The sequence below is a fragment of the Micromonospora sp. MP36 genome (assembly GCF_008119785.1).
Taxonomy (GTDB): domain Bacteria; phylum Actinomycetota; class Actinomycetes; order Mycobacteriales; family Micromonosporaceae; genus Micromonospora.
Window position 1 is genome coordinate 257,458 of record NZ_VSFA01000001.1, and the last position, 15,405, is coordinate 272,862.

The 15,405-nt window shown below is 73.2% G+C and carries 14 protein-coding genes and 1 pseudogene; 7 read left to right on the forward strand and 8 right to left on the reverse strand.

The annotated features are described in order from the left end of the window. The first annotated feature begins 18 nt into the window (after window positions 1-18). Window positions 19-1,506, forward strand: coding sequence for a PrsW family intramembrane metalloprotease (locus tag FXF52_RS01200; RefSeq protein WP_187413276.1), 1,488 nt, complete (start codon window positions 19-21; stop codon window positions 1,504-1,506). 97 nt (window positions 1,507-1,603) lie between these two features. On the opposite strand, the gene FXF52_RS41420 is transcribed toward FXF52_RS01200, so the two are convergent. Then, complete coding sequence (locus tag FXF52_RS41420) at window positions 1,604-1,771, reverse strand: hypothetical protein (RefSeq protein ID WP_187413277.1); 168 nt, start codon at window positions 1,769-1,771, stop codon at window positions 1,604-1,606. A 76-nt stretch (window positions 1,772-1,847) separates the two neighbouring features. Next, window positions 1,848-2,195 (reverse strand): co-chaperone GroES, encoded by a 348-nt coding sequence (locus FXF52_RS01205; RefSeq protein WP_148793242.1) that lies wholly within the window; start codon window positions 2,193-2,195, stop codon window positions 1,848-1,850. Between the two features lie 172 nt (window positions 2,196-2,367). Here FXF52_RS01205 and FXF52_RS01210 point away from each other — a divergent pair, with 172 nt between their 5' ends. Beyond that, window positions 2,368-3,648 carry an AI-2E family transporter gene (locus FXF52_RS01210; RefSeq protein WP_148793700.1) on the forward strand — a complete coding sequence of 427 codons (1,281 nt, stop codon included), beginning with the start codon at window positions 2,368-2,370 and terminating at the stop codon, window positions 3,646-3,648. Window positions 3,649-3,781: 133 nt separating this feature from the next. Here the strand turns inward: FXF52_RS01210 and FXF52_RS01215 are convergent, their stop codons facing one another. Beyond that, window positions 3,782-5,968 carry an ATP-dependent DNA helicase gene (locus tag FXF52_RS01215; protein ID WP_187413278.1) on the reverse strand — a complete coding sequence of 729 codons (2,187 nt, stop codon included), beginning with the start codon at window positions 5,966-5,968 and terminating at the stop codon, window positions 3,782-3,784. Window positions 5,969-6,050: 82 nt separating this feature from the next. Here FXF52_RS01215 and FXF52_RS01220 point away from each other — a divergent pair, with 82 nt between their 5' ends. Further along, window positions 6,051-6,557 carry a DUF402 domain-containing protein gene (locus tag FXF52_RS01220; protein ID WP_148793244.1) on the forward strand — a complete coding sequence of 169 codons (507 nt, stop codon included), beginning with the start codon at window positions 6,051-6,053 and terminating at the stop codon, window positions 6,555-6,557. 7 nt (window positions 6,558-6,564) lie between these two features. On the opposite strand, the gene sigJ is transcribed toward FXF52_RS01220, so the two are convergent. Then, a complete protein-coding gene (sigJ, locus tag FXF52_RS01225; RefSeq protein ID WP_148793245.1) occupies window positions 6,565-7,521 on the reverse strand; it encodes an RNA polymerase sigma factor SigJ in 957 nt (318 codons plus the stop codon). Between the two features lie 176 nt (window positions 7,522-7,697). Between sigJ and FXF52_RS01230 the strand changes: the two genes are divergently transcribed. The 3 genes from FXF52_RS01230 (at window position 7,698) to FXF52_RS01240 (ending at window position 10,449) form a co-directional block, all read left to right on the forward strand. After that, window positions 7,698-8,693, forward strand: a complete 996-nt coding sequence (locus FXF52_RS01230; RefSeq protein ID WP_148793246.1) for a PPK2 family polyphosphate kinase — start codon at window positions 7,698-7,700, stop codon at window positions 8,691-8,693. Window positions 8,694-8,813: 120 nt separating this feature from the next. Continuing rightward, window positions 8,814-9,440 (forward strand): DUF47 domain-containing protein, encoded by a 627-nt coding sequence (locus FXF52_RS01235; RefSeq protein WP_148793247.1) that lies wholly within the window; start codon window positions 8,814-8,816, stop codon window positions 9,438-9,440. A gap of 4 nt (window positions 9,441-9,444) precedes the next feature. Beyond that, complete coding sequence (locus FXF52_RS01240; RefSeq protein ID WP_148793248.1) at window positions 9,445-10,449, forward strand: inorganic phosphate transporter; 1,005 nt, start codon at window positions 9,445-9,447, stop codon at window positions 10,447-10,449. Between the two features lie 39 nt (window positions 10,450-10,488). Here the strand turns inward: FXF52_RS01240 and FXF52_RS01245 are convergent. After that, a pseudogene (locus FXF52_RS01245) lies at window positions 10,489-11,457 on the reverse strand (Gfo/Idh/MocA family protein). Between the two features lie 72 nt (window positions 11,458-11,529). Here FXF52_RS01245 and FXF52_RS01250 point away from each other — a divergent pair. Next, complete coding sequence (locus FXF52_RS01250; RefSeq protein WP_148793249.1) at window positions 11,530-12,357, forward strand: NUDIX domain-containing protein; 828 nt, start codon at window positions 11,530-11,532, stop codon at window positions 12,355-12,357. Window positions 12,358-12,422: 65 nt separating this feature from the next. Here the strand turns inward: FXF52_RS01250 and pstB are convergent, their stop codons facing one another. The 3 genes from pstB to pstC are packed head-to-tail and all read right to left on the reverse strand — an operon-like array spanning window position 12,423 to window position 15,390. Further along, entirely contained in the window at window positions 12,423-13,199 is a 777-nt protein-coding gene (gene pstB / locus FXF52_RS01255; RefSeq protein WP_148793250.1) for a phosphate ABC transporter ATP-binding protein PstB, read from the reverse strand. A gap of 20 nt (window positions 13,200-13,219) precedes the next feature. Next, window positions 13,220-14,308: a phosphate ABC transporter permease PstA gene (gene pstA, locus FXF52_RS01260; RefSeq protein ID WP_148793251.1), complete on the reverse strand. Its 1,089-nt coding sequence runs from the start codon at window positions 14,306-14,308 to the stop codon at window positions 13,220-13,222. Continuing rightward, complete coding sequence (pstC, locus tag FXF52_RS01265; RefSeq protein WP_148793252.1) at window positions 14,305-15,390, reverse strand: phosphate ABC transporter permease subunit PstC; 1,086 nt, start codon at window positions 15,388-15,390, stop codon at window positions 14,305-14,307. The genes pstA and pstC overlap by 4 nt, the downstream gene beginning before the upstream one ends. Window positions 15,391-15,405 lie beyond the last annotated feature (15 nt).

Genomic DNA, 15,405 nt, shown 5'->3' on the forward strand with positions numbered 1-15,405 from the left:
CGCAGCATAGCGGGCCGGATGCGGCCGGACCAGAGGGGCACGGGTGACTACGCTGACCGCATGGCCGACACCCCGCCCGGCGGCGCCCTGCCGCCGCCGTCCGCGCCCGTCCTCCCGCCGCCGGGGTCGTCGACCCCCCGGATGCCGCTGCGCCGGCTCGGCTGGCGGCGGATCCTGGCGCTCGCCGCGGTGGTGCTGCTGATCGCCGCCGGCGCGGTGTTCATGGTCTTCACCCTCGGCGAGAGCCTGGGTGCCGAGGCCCTGCTGGTCGGCGTGGTCGCGGCGATCCTGCCGGTGCCGGTGCTGGTCTCCTGCTTCCTCTGGCTGGACCGGTACGAGCCGGAGCCGCTGAAATACCTGATCTTCTGCTTCGCCTGGGGCGCGTTCGTCTCCACCGCCATCTCGCTGCTGGTCAACGAGACCGGCGCCCGGCTGTTCAAGGACTGGGGGCTGCCGACCGCGCTGACCGCCGTGCTGGTCGCCCCGTTCATCGAGGAGTTGACCAAGGCGGCCGGGCCGATCCTGCTGCTGATCTTCCGCCGTCGGGAGTTCTCCGGGATCACCGACGCGCTGGTCTACTGCGGGCTCTCCGCGGTCGGCTTCGCCATGGTGGAGAACATCCTCTACCTGGGCGGATACGGCTACCGCACCGGCGTCGAGGAGTACGGGCCGGCCACCGGCGCCCAGCAGGTGATCGCCATCTTCATCGTGCGGATCCTGCTCTTCGGCTTCGCCCACCCGCTGTTCACCTCGATGACCGGGGTCGGGCTGGGCGTCGCCGCCCGTACCGCCGACCGGCGGATCCGCGTCCTCGCCCTGATCGCCGGCCTGCTGCTGGCGATGATGCTGCACGGCACCTGGAACCTGCTCCCGTCGCTGGCCGCCGCCACCGGGCAGCCGATCATCGTGCTGTACGGCTACATCGGCGTGATGGTGCCCATCTTCTTCGGCATGGTCGGGTTGGCCATCTGGCTGCGGGCGTGGGAGGGGCGGCTCACCGAGCGCATCCTGCCGGACTACGTCCGGGCCGGCTGGCTCACCCCACCGGAGGTGGCGGCGCTGGGCAGCCTCGGGCGGCGGCACGCCGCGCGCACCTGGGCCCGGCGGGTGGCCGGCGACGGCGGGGTGAAGGCGATGCGGGGCTACCAGTTCGCCGCCACCCGACTGGCGCTGCTGCGCGACGGGATACGCCGCGGGCTGGACCGGAAACCGGCCGAACGGGACCGGACCTTGCGGGAGGAACGGGAGTTGCTGGACGCGATCGCCGCGTACCGGGCGTTCTTCGTGGGTCGGGACCCGCAGGCCCCGGTCGGGGTGTGGGACGGGCAGCGCTACCACCTGCGGTTCCCGGACGGCTCGCAGCGCCCGGTGGCGGCTCCGGACGAGCCGGTGGTGCCGATCCCGGTGGTGCTGACCCAGCCGCCGCCCCCGCCCGACCCGGGCGCCTACGGCCCACCCGGCTGGTCCGGCCCGAGAACCGCCGCGCCCTGGCCCCCCGGCGCCTGACGGCGCCCACCTGGCTGGTCCGGCACCGGTTCTCCGTGGGCCCGCCGACCCGGGTCCCCGGCGCCTGGCGGCCTCGTCTGGCCGGGCGTGGGGAGGGTCAGGCCATCACGCCGGTGAGGAAGTCGCCGAGACCCTGGGCGATGGCCATCAGGACGGCGCCGATCGACTTGAACAGTTGCGCCGCGCCGTCCGGCCGGAACGCCATGAAGAAGATCAGGAAGCCGACCGCTCCCACGATCAGCAGCTTCTTCAGGAATACCGGCATGGTCCCTCCCCAGGGCGCTGGTGGTTGCCTGGCTTCCCAGCGGAAAGCGGCGCAAACAGCACCCCGGGGCGGGCGGTTACAGGTAGAGGCCGGTCGATCCGGCCGGCTCGTTCTCCACCCGCTCGGCCGCGACGGCGTGCACGTCCCGCTCGCGCAGCAGGACGTACGCCCGCCCGTGCAACTCCACCTCGGAGCGGTCGTCGGGGTCGAAGAGCACCCGGTCGCCGGCGACGATGGAGCGCACGTGCGGGCCCACCCCCATCGCGGTCGCCCAGGCCAGTCGCTTGCCCACGGCCGCGGTGGCCGGGATCACGATGCCGGCGGTGGAGCGGCGCTCACCGTCGGCGCCCTCCGTACGCACCAGTACGCGGTCGTGCAGCAGGCGGATCGGCAGGCCGGAGTCGAGGTTCTGGTCGGCGGTCACGCGAAGACGCTACCGCGTGCCCCGGAGTCGACCGTCGGCGTGGTTGATCGGCGCGCGACACGGGCAATGTGTGGCGATCTCGCCCTAGGGTGGGACGGACGGACGTATCCTGTCCCCCCTGTGCGTGGGCGGACCAGATTTGCGGGAGGTGCGCTTGAGCCGCTTCGAGCGGATGCGCAGACGGCTCCGCCGTGCATACGAGTCCGGTCGCCACTCGGCGCGGGCCGCCCGGACCGACCCCGACCGCGCGCCGGGGGAGTCGGGGGTCGCCTCGCCGTCCACGCCGGGCCCGGCCGCCCCCACTGCGGCGACGGTGGCCGGGGTGGAGCCCCCGGCCGCCCTGCACACCTCGACCGGTAGCCGGGACGACGCGGAGGTGCCGCACGCGATGCGGATCGCCGCCGCCTGGTCCTGGCGGTTGATCGTGATCGGCATCGTGGCCTGGTCGCTGCTCAAGATCATCGGCACCATTCGCATCGTGATCATCCCCCTGGCGATCGCGCTGCTGCTCTCCGCGCTGCTCGCGCCGGCGGTCGGCTGGCTGCTCAAGGCCCGCTTCCCGCGGTCGCTGGCGACCGGGGTGGTGCTGGTCGGCGGCCTGGCCGCGGTGGTCGGCACGCTCACCCTGGTGGTCAACGAGTTCATCCAGGGCGTGCCGGAACTGAGCGACAAGTCGTCGCAGGGCGTCCGGCAGATCCAGAACTGGCTCAAGACCGGCCCGCTGCACGTGTCGGACAGCCAGATCAACCACTACATCGACGAGGCGCAGACCTGGATCAGCGGCAACTCCAAGACGTTCACCACCAGCGCCCTCTCCGCCACGGCCACGCTGGCCGAAGTGCTCACCGGCACCGTCCTGGTGCTCTTCGCGACCTTCTTCTTCCTCCGCGACGGCAACAAGATCTGGCGGTTCCTGGTCCGGCTGCTGCCGGTGGCCGCCCGGTGGAAGGTCGACGACGCCGGCCGGGCCTCCTGGTCGACGCTGGGCGCGTACGTCCGGGCCACCGTGCTGGTCGCCTTCATCGACGCGGTCGGCATCGGCATCTTCCTGGTCGTCTTCAACATCCCGTTCGCCTTCCCGCTGGCCGCCCTGGTCTTTCTGGGGGCGTTCATCCCGATCGTCGGGGCGGCGCTCTCCGGCGGGGTGGCCGTGCTGGTGGCGCTGGTCGACAGCGGCCCGGTGACCGCGTTGATCATCCTTGGTGCGGTGATCGGGGTGCAGCAGCTGGAGGGGCACGTGCTCCAGCCGCTGATCATGGGGCGGGCGGTGGCCATCCACCCGCTCGCCGTGATCATCGGAATCGCTGCCGGGGTGGTCCTCGCCGGCATCGCCGGCGCGCTCGTCGCGGTGCCGCTGATCGCCGTGCTCAACACCGCGATCCGCCGGCTCGCCGCCCGGACCGTGCCGGACACCCCACCGGACGCCGTGGTGGTCGCCTCCCAGGCCCCCTGACCCACCCTGTCCCGCTCCACTCCCGGGTGCCGCCCGGCGCGGCGGCCGCCCGGCCGGAGGCCGCGACCTGCCCGAGGGCGCCGAGGGCGGCGCGGAGGGCGCCCGCCGCACCCGGAGTGGAGCAACGCCGGGATCAGGACCTGCCGAGGCGTTCCAGCGCGCCCCGGGCCACGTCCGGCCGGGTGGTGTACCAGAACGGCGGCAGCGAGCGCCGCAGGAACGGGCCGTAGCCCCGGGCCGTCTCCAGCCGGGAGTCGAGCACCGCCACCACGCCCCGGTCGCCGGTCGCCCGGATCAGCCGGCCGACGCCCTGCGCCAGCCGGACCGCCGCGATCGGCACGCTGACCGCCGCGAAACCGGAGCCGCCGCTCGCGTCCACCGCCGCCGCCCGGGCCGCGGCGAGCGGCTCGTCCGGCCGGGGGAAGGGCAGCCGGTCGATCACCACCAGCTGGCAGGCGTCACCCGGCACGTCGACCCCCTGCCAGAGCGACATCACCCCGAACAGGCAGCTCTCCCGCTCCTCCCGGAACCGGCGGACCAGCAGCGGCAGCGCCTCCTCGCCCTGGAGCAGCACCGGCAGGTCGGTCCGCGCGCGGAGCAGCTCCGCCGCCTGCTGCGCGGCCCGTCGCGACGAGAAGAGCCCGAGGGTACGCCCACCGAGCGCGCCGACCAGCGCCAGCAGTTCCTCGCCGGCCGCCTCGGGCAGCCCGGAGACGCTGGGCCGGGGCAGGTGCGCGGCGACGTACAGGATGCCCTGCCGGGCGTAGTCGAACGGCGAGCCGACGTCGAGCGACCGCCAGCCGGGCCCGTCGGTGGCGGGCACGGTGCCGACGGCGGCGCGGCTGCCCGCGGTGCTCGCGACCGGCGCGGCGGCGGTGCCGGTGCGGCCAGCGGCGGCCGCGCTGGCCAGCGCGGCGGCGGCCGGGGAGGGCGGGGCGGGCGGCGGCGCCTCCAGCCCCAGCGCCCGGGCGACGGTGTCGAACCGGCCGCCCAGCGCCAGCGTGGCCGAGGTGGCGACCACCGTGCGCTCGTCGTACAGGTGGGTGGCGAGCGTGCCGGCGACCGAGAGCGGCGCGACCACCAGCGCCCGCCGGCTCCCGTTCTCCGGCCTCTCCACCCAGGCGACGTCGTGGTCGGCCTCCTCCAGCAGCCGCTGCGCGGTGGTGGAGAGCTCGTCCAGCACCGCCTTCGCCTGCTGCTTGCGGACCGGGTCCGGGTCGTCGGCCTTGACCTCGCCGATCGCCTCCAGCGCGGCCCGGGTCGCCGCGTCGAGCAGCGTGCACGCCTCCCGGAGGGCCGGCGGCAGCCCGGCGGTGAGCCGCCCGGCCGGCGCCTCGGCCAGCCCCACCGCGAGGGCGTCGCCCGCTTCGGTGAGCCGCTCGGCGATCTCCGGGCGGAGCAGCGGCCGGGCCCGGCGGGCGGACCGGTCGATCAGCTCGGGGACCAGCTCCGCCTGGGCGGCGGACGACACCCGGTCCGCCAGCTCGTGCGCCTCGTCCACCACGAGCAGCTTGTGCGGCGGCACGATGTGCCGGCCGGCGAGCATGTCGACGGCGAGCAGGCTGTGGTTGGTCACCACGATGTCCGCCTCGCGGGCCCGGGCCCGGGACGCCTCGGCGAAGCACTCCTGGCCGAACGGGCAGCGGGTGGCGCCCACGCACTCCCGGGCCGGCATCGAGACCGACCGCCAGACCTGGTCGTCGACGCCCGGGTCGAGCTCGTCCCGATCGCCGGTGGCGGTCTCCTCCGCCCAGTCGCGCAACCGCTGCATCTGCTTGCCCAGCCGGCCCGCCTCGCCGAGCCACTTGGTGCCGCCGCCGGGCCGGGGCGCGTCGAAGAGGGCCTCCTCCGGCTCGTCCTCGACCGAACTGTCCAGCCGGGCCAGGCAGAGGTAGTGGTGCCGGCCCTTCAGCACGGCGAAGGTGGGGCGGCGGCCGAGCAGCGGCTCCACCGCGTCGGCCAGCCGGGGCAGGTCGTGGTCGACCAGCTGGGACTGCAACGCCAGGGTGGCGGTGGAGACCACCACCGGGCCGTCCACGGTCAGCGCCGGCGCCAGGTATGCCAAAGACTTGCCGGTGCCCGTGCCGGCCTGGACCAGCAGGTGCTCGCCGGAGGCGATGCTCCGCTCGATCGCCTCGGCCATCTGCTGCTGGCCGGGTCGCGCCGCGCCGCCGGGGACCGCGCCGACCGCCGCGGCCAGCAGCTCGTCGCCGCTGGGCCGGGTGCCCCGACGTTGCTTTCTGACGGTGGGACCGGTGGCGGTACGGGGCGGGGTCACCGTGCGACCGTACCCGCCGCGGCCGACGGCGGTCCCGCCCATCCGGCCGCGTGGCGCGATCCGGGGTCGCGTCCGGTTACCTGCCGATCGCGTCGCGTGGCCGGAATCGGTTAGGGTGCCAGTCATGCCGAGCGACGTGGTCCGCGTGATCTACCGCAAGTACGACGGCAGCGCCCACCGCGACTACCCGGCCCGCCGGCTCGCCGAGGACGACCTCGGCGTCTGGCTCGGCGTGCCGGCCGGCACCGAATCGGTCTACCACGGCCGGCCGTCGGTCGAGCAGATCCCGTTCGTCCTGCTGGTGCCCCGGCACAACTGGTGGACCGGGATGTTCAACCCGCCGCCTCGGACCAGCGAGGTCTACTGCGACATCACCACCCCGGCGCACTGGGAGGGCGAGGACACGGTCCACCTGATCGACCTCGACCTGGACGTGGTGCGCCGCCGCGAGACCGGCGTCGTCGAGCTGCGCGACGAGGACGAGTTCGCCGAGCACCGGGAGCGCTTCGGCTACCCGGACGACCTGGTCGTCGAGGCCGAGGCGGCGGCCCGTTGGCTGTTCGGCGCGCTCGGCGACGGCACCGAGCCGTTCGCCACGTCGTACCGGAAGTGGCTGGCCCTGGTGGTCTGAGCCGGCCTCACCCGTGCGGCGGCCAGCCCGCCTGCGTCCCCACCGCCGGCAGCTGGGTCACCTTCTCCGGGTTTAGCTGGTTGTAGACGCCGGTGACCCGGCCCTCGTGCACCGCGAACGAGGTGACCATGCGGATCGTCCGCCCGTCCCGGTACGCCGTCTCCGCGTGCCAGCCCAGCGTGCCGTCCACCAGCACGGGCCGGGCAAGGACCCGACCGGTGTACCGGGCGGCCTGGCCGAAGAGCCCGAGGATGAAGCGGGCCACCGCCTCGGCCCCGACCACCGGCCGGCGGGCCGCCGGGAAGTGCCCGCCGCTGTCGCCGATCAGCACCACGTCCGGGGCGAGCACCTTGACCAGCCGCTCCAGCTCGCCGGACTCCACGGCGGCGGTGAACGCGGCGAGCACCCGCTGCTGCTCGGCCAGGTCGGCGGTGTGCCGCGGGACGTCCGGCGCGGTCACCGCCCGGCGGGCCCGGGAGGCGAGCTGCCGGGCCGCGACCGGGGTGGTGCCGAGCACCTCCGCGACCGTGGCGAACGGCACGGCGAAGACGTCGTGCAGCACGAACGCCACCCGCTGCTCGGGGCTCAGCCGTTCCAGCACCACCAGCAGGGCGGTGCCGAGCTGGTCGGCGCGGACCGCCCGCTCGGCCGGGTCGGGGGCGAACCCGTCCGCCGCGGGCAGGTCGGTCACCACCGGCTCCGGCAACCACTGACCGGGGTACGCCTCGCGGCGTACCCGGGCGGAGCGGAGCACGTCCAGGCAGATGCGCGAGCAGGTGGTGGTCAGCCAGCCTCGCAGCTCCCGGATCTGGGCGCGGGCGGCGGGGTCGGCGAGCGCGCCCGCGTACCGCAGCCAGGTCTCCTGCACGGCGTCCTCGGCCTCGCTCCGGCTGCCCAGCATCCGGTGCGCGACCGCCATGAGATGGCCACGCTCCGCCTCGAAATCCGCGGCCAGGTCCGTCACGATCCGCTCCCTCCCGCCGGAGACACATTCTCCCCGTACCTCTGGACGATCCGCCGCCCCCAAACGTGACACGTCGCCGCGTCCCGCCGTCAGGTCAACGATCAGCGCCGGGTGTGGATCTTGGGGCGGGGTGCGCTCGGGAGGCGGGGGTGGGCGCGGTGGGTGAGGATCGGGGGATGAGCGGAGTCGATGAGGTGGTGCGGCCCGAGGGCGGCGCGATGCGGGAGCTGCTGCGGGTGGCGCCGGACGGCCGGGCCGTGGACCTCGCGGGCATCGATCCCCGGTCGACGCTGGGGCTGCCCGTGGCGGCCGGGAGCGGCAGCCGGCGCAAGGAGTGGGCGCGCGGGCAGGTCGAGCTGCTCGGCGTGGCGCTCGGCCGCCAGCAGGAGATGTTGTACGCCGGGGCGAAGGCCGCCGCCGGCCCGGAGACGCCGACCAGCGCCCCGACCCAGGCCGGCGCGTACCTGGCCGGCGACGGCCCGCGCCGGGTGCTGCTGGTGCTCCAGGCCATGGACTGCGGCGGCAAGGACGGCACGATCAAGCGGGTGGCCGGCGCGATGAATCCGCTGGGCCTGCACATCCGCTCGTTCGGGCCGCCGACCGAGGAGGAGCGGCGGCACGACTTCCTCTGGCGGATCCGCCGGGCCCTGCCGCCGCCCGGGTACGTCGGGATCTTCAACCGCTCGCACTACGAGGACGTGCTGATCGCCCGGGTGGAGTCGCTGGTCGACGAGGCCACCTGGCGGGGCCGCTACGACGCGATCAACGCCTTCGAGCGGGAGCTGACCGAGAACTCGGTCACCCTGCTGAAGGTGATGCTGCACATCTCGTACGCCGAGCAGGGCGAGCGGCTGATGGAGCGGCTCACCGACCCGACGAAGTACTGGAAGTACAACCCGAGCGACCTCGACACCCGCGCCCGCTGGGACGGCTACCAGGCCGCGTACGCCGAGGCGCTCCACCGGTGCGCCACGGACGCCGCGCCCTGGTTCGTGGTGCCGGCGGACCGGAAGTGGTACCGCGACTGGGCGGTGGCCCACCTGCTCCGGGAAACGTTCGACGGGCTGGATCTGGGGTATCCGCCCGCCGATTTCGACGTCGAGCGGGAGCGCGAGCGGTTGCGGGGTGAGGGGCGGGAAGATCAAGGTGAACGGCAGGTGAACGAGCGGTGAATCGCCCCTGACCAGGGGTGGGCCGACGGATGCCCGGTTACGCCGGGTACCTAGCATGCGCAGAGCGGACGCCCCGCGGGGCGACGGCCACCCTTCCACCGACACGACGAGGTCCGTGCTGTGAAGTTTTCCTTCCGTCCCACCGAGGGCGCCTTCTACGAGCTCTTCACCAGGGCCGCGCAGAACCTGGTGCGGGGTACCGAGCTCCTCAACGAGTTGGCGCTGCCCGGCGTTGACGTGCAGTCGGTCAGCGAGCGGCTGACCGAGGTCGAGCACGACAGCGACCAGATCACCCACGACCTGTTCAAGAAGATCAACTCCACCTTCATCACGCCGTTCGACCGCGAGGACATCTACCGGCTGGGCTCGCTGCTCGACGACGTGATGGACCACCTGGAGGCGGTCGGCAACCTGCTCTACCTGTACGGCCTGACCAAGCTCCCCGCGCTGCCGCGCGAGCTGCACGAACTGGTGAACGTGCTGGACCAGCAGGCCAAGCTGACCGCCGACGCCATGCCGCAGCTGCGGTCGATGAAGAACCTCGAGGACTACTGGATCGAGTGCAACCGGCTCGAGAACGACGGTGACCAGGCGTACCGGATGCTGCTCGTCCGCCTCTTCTCCGGCGAGTACGACGCGCTGACCGTGCTGAAGATGAAGGAGGTGGCCGACGAGCTGGAGGCCGCCTGCGACGCCTTCGAGCACGTGGCCAACACCGTCGAGACCATCGCGGTCAAGGAGTCCTGAGCCCGTGACTCCCGAACTCATCGCCGTGCTGGCGGTGATCGTGGTCGCCATGGCGTTCGACTACACGAACGGCTTCCATGACGCGGCCAACGCGATCGCCACCAGCGTCTCCACCCGGGCGCTGACCCCCCGGGTCGCCCTCGCGCTGGCTGCCGTCGGCAACTTCGTCGGCGCGCACTTCGGCGCCGGGGTGGCCAAGACGGTCGGCGACGGCCTGGTCACCCTGCCCACCGGGGTGGCCAGCCTCGGGGTGGTCTTCGCCGGCGTGCTCGGCGCGATCGCCTGGAACCTGATCACCTGGTACTTCGGCCTGCCGTCGTCCTCCTCGCACGCCCTGTTCGGCGGCCTGGTCGGGGCGACCCTCTTCGCCGCCGACGGCGTCGTGCAGTGGGGCAACATCATCGACAAGGTCATCATCCCGATGGTGCTTTCGCCGGTGGTCGGCCTGATCCTCGGCTTCCTGGTGATGCTGGCGATCCTCTGGCTCTTCCGGAAGGGGCAGCCGGGCAAGCTGAACCGGGGCTTCCGCTGGGCGCAGACCGCCTCGGCCGCCGCCATGTCGGTCGGTCACGGCATGCAGGACGCCGCCAAGACCATGGGCATCATCGTGCTGGCCCTCTACACGGGTGGCTACCAGTCCGACAAGACCCACATCCCGCAGTGGGTGTTCTGGACCTCGGCGGCCATGCTGGCGGCCGGCACCTACGCGGGTGGCTGGCGGATCATCCGGACCCTGGGCCGCAAGATCATCGACCTGGGCCCGCCGGAGGGCTTCGCCGCCGAGACCGTGGCCAGTGCGGTGCTCTACTTCAACGCCCTGGTGCTGAAGGCCCCGATCTCCACCACCCACACCATCACCTCGGCGATCATGGGCGTGGGCGCGACCAAGCGCCTCTCCGCGGTGCGCTGGAACGTGGCCGGCAACATCGTCGTCGCCTGGATCATCACGTTCCCGGCGGCGGCGGCCATCGCCTGCCTGGCGTACCTGCTGGTCCGTCCGCTGTTCTGAGACCGACGTGAGGGCTCCCGGCCGCCCGGCCGGGGGCCCTCACGCGTACGAGACGCCGATCCGGGCCCGGATGCCGTCGAGCAGGGCCATCACCTCCAGGGTGGCGGCGTGCGGCACCAGCGGGCTCTCGATCAGCCCGGCCGCCAGGCAGCGCTGCACCTCGGCGGCCTCGTACTGGTAGCCGCCGCCGGTCAGCTCCGCCGCGACGGTCTCCGGCTCGGCGCCGCGCCGGTGCAGCACCGCCGCGCCCGGCCGGTAGAACGGCTCGGGCAGGTCGATCCGGCCGCGGGTGCCGGTGATCGACGCGGTGATCGCGGTGGCGCCCACCATCCCGCAGCTCAGGGTCGCCACCGCGCCGGAGTCCCAGCCGAGCACCATGCCGGTGTTCTCGTCGACGCCCTCCGGGCTCAGTCGGGCCCACGCCTGCACCTGCCGCGGCACGCCGAGCAGCAGGTGGGCCAGGCTCACCGGATAGACCCCGAGGTCGAGCAGGGCCCCGCCGCCGAGCGTCCGGGCCCGCATCCGGTGCCCGGCCGGGAACGGCCCGGCCACCCCGAAGTCCGCCCGTACGTGGGTCACCTCGCCGATCGCCCCCGCCGCGATCAGCTCAAGCACCCGCAGGAGCAGCGGGTTGGTCCGCATCCACATGGCCTCCATGAGGAAGCGGCCGCGGGCGCGCGCCGTCTCGATCAGCTCGGTGCTGGTCGCCAGGTCGAGGATGCACGGCTTCTCCACCAGGACGGCCTTGTCACCCGCCAGGCAGGCCATGGCGGCCTAGTGGTGGGCGGCGTGCGGGGTGGCCACGTAGATGACGTCCAGGTCCGGGTCCGCGGCCAGTTCCGCCCACGAGGCGTACGCCCGGGGCACGTCGTGCCGGGCGGCGAACAGCTCGGCGCTCTCCCGGGTACGCGAGCCGACCGCCACCAGCTCTGCTCCCGGCACCAGCCGCAGGTCCGCCGCGAAACGGCCGGCGATCAGCCCGGTGGCCAGGATTCCCCAACGCGTCATGAGACGGCACGCTATCCCGGTCCGCCGGATCGCCGGAGCGTTGATCCACTGGTCGGGAACTAGGCTCGCAGGATGACCACCAACGGTTTCGCCGCACCCCCCGCCCTGGTGGAGCACGCCCGCCGGTTCCGCGCCGAGGGCGGCGTCCCGGCCGTGCCCCGGGTCGCGGCCACCGTGCTGCTGCTCCGCCCCGCCGGCGCCGACTTCGAGGTGTACGTCATCCGCCGGGTCGCCGCGATGGCCTTCGGCGGCGTGTACGCGTTCCCCGGCGGCGGGGTGGACCGCTCCGACTCGCAGGCGCACCTGGACTGGGCCGGCCCGGAGCCGGCCGCGTGGGGTGGCCGGCTCGGCCTCGGCCCGGACGCCGCCCAGGCGGTGGTCTGCGCCGCCGCCCGGGAGGTCTTCGAGGAGGCCGGCGTGCTGCTGGCCGGCCCGGACGCGGCGACCGTGGTCGGCGACGTGAGCGGGGACGACTGGGAGGCGGCCCGGCAGGACCTGGTGTCCCGCCGGACCGGCTTCGCCGACCTGCTGGCCGGCCGGCGGCTTACCCTCCGGTCCGACCTGCTGCTGCCGTGGAGCCGCTGGATCACCCCGGAGTTCGAGCCGCGCCGCTTCGACACGTACTTCTTCGTGGCCCTGCTGCCGGAGGGGCAGCGGACCCGGGACGTCTCCGGCGAGGCCGACCACACCATGTGGATCCGCCCGGCGGAGGCCCTGGCCCGGGCGGCGGCCGGCGAGCTGAACATGTTGCCGCCCACCCTGGTCACCCTGAATCAGGTCGCCGCCACGGGTGACCTGGCCGGCGTGGCCCGGGCCGCGGCGACCCGCGACGCCGCCACCCCCGTCACCCCGCGCCTCGACCTCCCCGCGAACGGCGAGCCCCGCTTCCTCCTCGACTGACCCGGGTACGCCGAGGGGCGCCGGTCGAGATCGACCGACGCCCCTCGCGGACCGGGATCAGTGGCTCAGCCGAAGCGGCCGGTGATGTAGTCCTCGGTCTTCTTCACGCTCGGGTTGCTGAAGATCTTCTGGGTGTTGTCGTACTCGATCAGCCGGCCCGGGTCACCGGTCTTCTCGATCGAGAAGAAGGCGGTCCGGTCCGACACCCGGGCGGCCTGCTGCATGTTGTGCGTGACGATGATGATCGTGAACTTGTCCTTGAGCTGGAACATCAGGTCCTCGATGGCCAGCGTGGAGATCGGGTCGAGCGCCGAGCAGGGCTCGTCCATCAGCACCACCTGCGGCTCGACCGCGATCGTGCGGGCGATGCAGAGCCGCTGCTGCTGACCGCCGGAGAGGCCGGCGCCCGGCTTGCCGAGCCGATCCTTCACCTCGTCCCAGAGGTTCGCCGACCGGAGCGCCTTCTCGGCCGCCTCCTCCAGGATCGACTTCTTCTTCACCCCGTTGAGCCGCAGCCCGGCCACCACGTTCTCGAAGATGCTCATGGTGGGGAACGGGTTGGGCCGCTGGAAGACCATGCCGATCATCCGGCGGACCGCGGTGACGTCGACGTCCCGGTCGTAGATGTCCTGGTTGTCGATGGTCAGGCTGCCCTCGACCCGGGCACCCGGCAGCACTTCGTGCATCCGGTTGATCGACCGGAGGAAGGTGGACTTGCCGCAGCCCGAGGGGCCGATCAGCGCCGTCACCGTCTTCGGCTCGACGGTCAGGTTGATGTTCTCGATCGCCTTGAAGGCGCCGTAGTAGGCCGTGACGTTGGTGGCTTCGATGCGCTTGGCCATGGTGGTGGTACCTCCGGGGTTCATCGGCCGAGCCGGTTGCGACGGGCCAGCAACTTCGCCGCGACGGTCAGGATGAGGACGAGGGCGACCAGGGTCAGCGCCGCGGTCCACGCCCGCGCCGGCGAGTACTTCGAGGCCTCGCCGGCCTGCTGGTAGACGAAGAGGGCCAGCGACGACTGGTTGTTCTCGAACGGGTTGAAGTTGATCGCCGCGCCGCCACCGGCGACGAGCAGCACCGGCGCGGTCTCGCCGGCGGCCCGCGCGATGGCGAGCATGATGCCGGTGACGATGCCGGGCAGCGCGGTCGGCAGCACGACCCGCAGGACGGTCTTCCACTTCGGCACGCCGAGGGCGTACGCGCCCTCCCGCAGCGGGGCCGGGACGAGGCGGAGCATCTCCTCGCTGGACCGGACCACGGTGGGCAGCATGAGCACGCTCAGCGCCAGGGCGGCGGCGAAGCCGGAGAAGCCGGGCCGGCCGTCGTTGAAGAATGGCGAGACGATCAGCACCCAGAAGGCCAGCACGAACAGGCCGGTGACGATCGACGGGATGCCGGTCATGACGTCCACGAAGAAGCGGATCGTGAAGGCGAACCGGCCGCGGCCGTACTCGACGACGTAGATGGCGCAGAGCACGCCGAGCGGGACGGTGATCAGGGCGGCGATGCCGACCTGCTCCAGGGTCCCGACGATGGCGTGGTAGGCGCCGCCGTTCGCGTCCCGGGCGCCGATGTTGTTCATCGAGGTGAGGAAGAAGTTGCCGTCCAGCCGCTCGGCGCCCTTGCTGACCAGGGTCCAGACCACCGAGGCCAGCGGCAGCACCGCCAGCACGAAGGCGGAGTGGATCAGCGCGCTCCAGGTCCGGTTGCGGGCGGACCGGCGGCCCTCCACCGCGTTCGCGGCGGCGTAGAGGCCGGCCAGGTAGAGCAGCGCGCCGAGGACCACGACCAGGACCGGGCCGCCGATGCCGGCGCCGTACACGATCCCGGCGGCGACCAGCAGGGCCACGACGGCGACGGCGGGCGCGGCGTACGCCGGAAGCCGCTTGGCCCGCAGCGTGACCGGCTGGGCCGGGGGCTGCGGGCGGTGGGAGGTGACGGTGGTGGTCATGCGGCCGACTCCGTGAACTCGCGGCGGCGGTAGATGATCGCGCGGGCGGTGATGTTGACGATCAGCGTGATCGCGAAGAGCACCAGGCCGGAGGCGATCAGGGCCCCCCGACCGGTGTCGTTCGCCTCGGCGAACCGGTTCGCGATGTTCGCCGCGATCGAGTTGCCGCCGCTCTGCAGGATGTTGAACGAGATGGCGTACGTGGAGCCGAGGGTCAGCGCCAGGGCGATGGTCTCGCCGAGCGCGCGGCCCAGGCCGAGCATCACCGCGGCGATCACGCCCGGCCGGCCGTACGGGAGGACGGCGGTCCGGATCATCTCCCAGCGGGTGGCGCCCAGGGCGAGGGCGGCCTCCTCGTTGGCCGTCGGCGTCTGCCGGAACACCTCGCGGGACAGCGAGGTGATGATCGGCAGTACCATGATCGCCAGCACCACCGAGCCGAGCAGGATCGAGTTCCCGTACGGGCCCTCGCCGAAGATCGGGATCCAGCCGAAGTAGCGGTTGAGCCAGGTCGACAGGTCGGCGATCGGCTGGGCGAAATAGTCCCGGCCCCAGAGCCCGAAGACCACGCTGGGCACGGCGGCCAGCAGGTCGATCAGGAAGCCGAGGCCGTTGCCCAGCCGGCGGGGGGCGTAGTGCGACAGGTAGAGGGCGATGCCCATCGCGACCGGCACCGCCATGAGCAGAGCGAGCAGCGCGGTGAGCACGGTGCCGAAGGCGAGCGCCCCGATGCCGAACTTCGGCGGGTTCTCGTTCGGGAACCAACCCTCGAAGGTCCAGAAGGACTCGGTGTTCGCCCGCAGCGCCGGCACGGCCTTCGCGATCAGGAAGACCGCGATCGCCGCGATGACGACCAGGACGGCGGTGCCGGCGGCCAGGGTAAGGCCACGGAACGCCCGTTCCGCGCCGAAGGCCCGGGCCCGGGGCAGGGCCCCGCCACCGCCCAGGCCGGGTTCGCGGTTACCAGGGTTGCCGGAGGTCTCGGCCACACGCGCCGAGGCACCGGCGGGCCACTCGTGGCTTGAGGCCACGCGGGTCCCGCCGGTGCCGGCGTGCGCCGAGCGCTGAGGGGTGTCACCCATCTGCTCGCTCGCTTC

Coding starts and splice junctions, on each gene's coding strand:
- pstC (WP_148793252.1), bottom strand. CDS start 15,390: ATGGGTGACACCCCTCAGCGCTCGGCGCACGCCGGCACCGGCGGGACC.
- FXF52_RS01250 (WP_148793249.1), top strand. CDS start 11,530: ATGACCACCAACGGTTTCGCCGCACCCCCCGCCCTGGTGGAGCACGCC.
- FXF52_RS41420 (WP_187413277.1), bottom strand. CDS start 1,771: ATGCCGGTATTCCTGAAGAAGCTGCTGATCGTGGGAGCGGTCGGCTTC.
- pstB (WP_148793250.1), bottom strand. CDS start 13,199: ATGGCCAAGCGCATCGAAGCCACCAACGTCACGGCCTACTACGGCGCC.
- FXF52_RS01200 (WP_187413276.1), top strand. CDS start 19: ATGCGGCCGGACCAGAGGGGCACGGGTGACTACGCTGACCGCATGGCC.
- FXF52_RS01210 (WP_148793700.1), top strand. CDS start 2,368: ATGCGCAGACGGCTCCGCCGTGCATACGAGTCCGGTCGCCACTCGGCG.
- pstA (WP_148793251.1), bottom strand. CDS start 14,308: ATGACCACCACCGTCACCTCCCACCGCCCGCAGCCCCCGGCCCAGCCG.
- FXF52_RS01220 (WP_148793244.1), top strand. CDS start 6,051: ATGCCGAGCGACGTGGTCCGCGTGATCTACCGCAAGTACGACGGCAGC.
- FXF52_RS01230 (WP_148793246.1), top strand. CDS start 7,698: ATGAGCGGAGTCGATGAGGTGGTGCGGCCCGAGGGCGGCGCGATGCGG.
- FXF52_RS01215 (WP_187413278.1), bottom strand. CDS start 5,968: ATGGGCGGGACCGCCGTCGGCCGCGGCGGGTACGGTCGCACGGTGACC.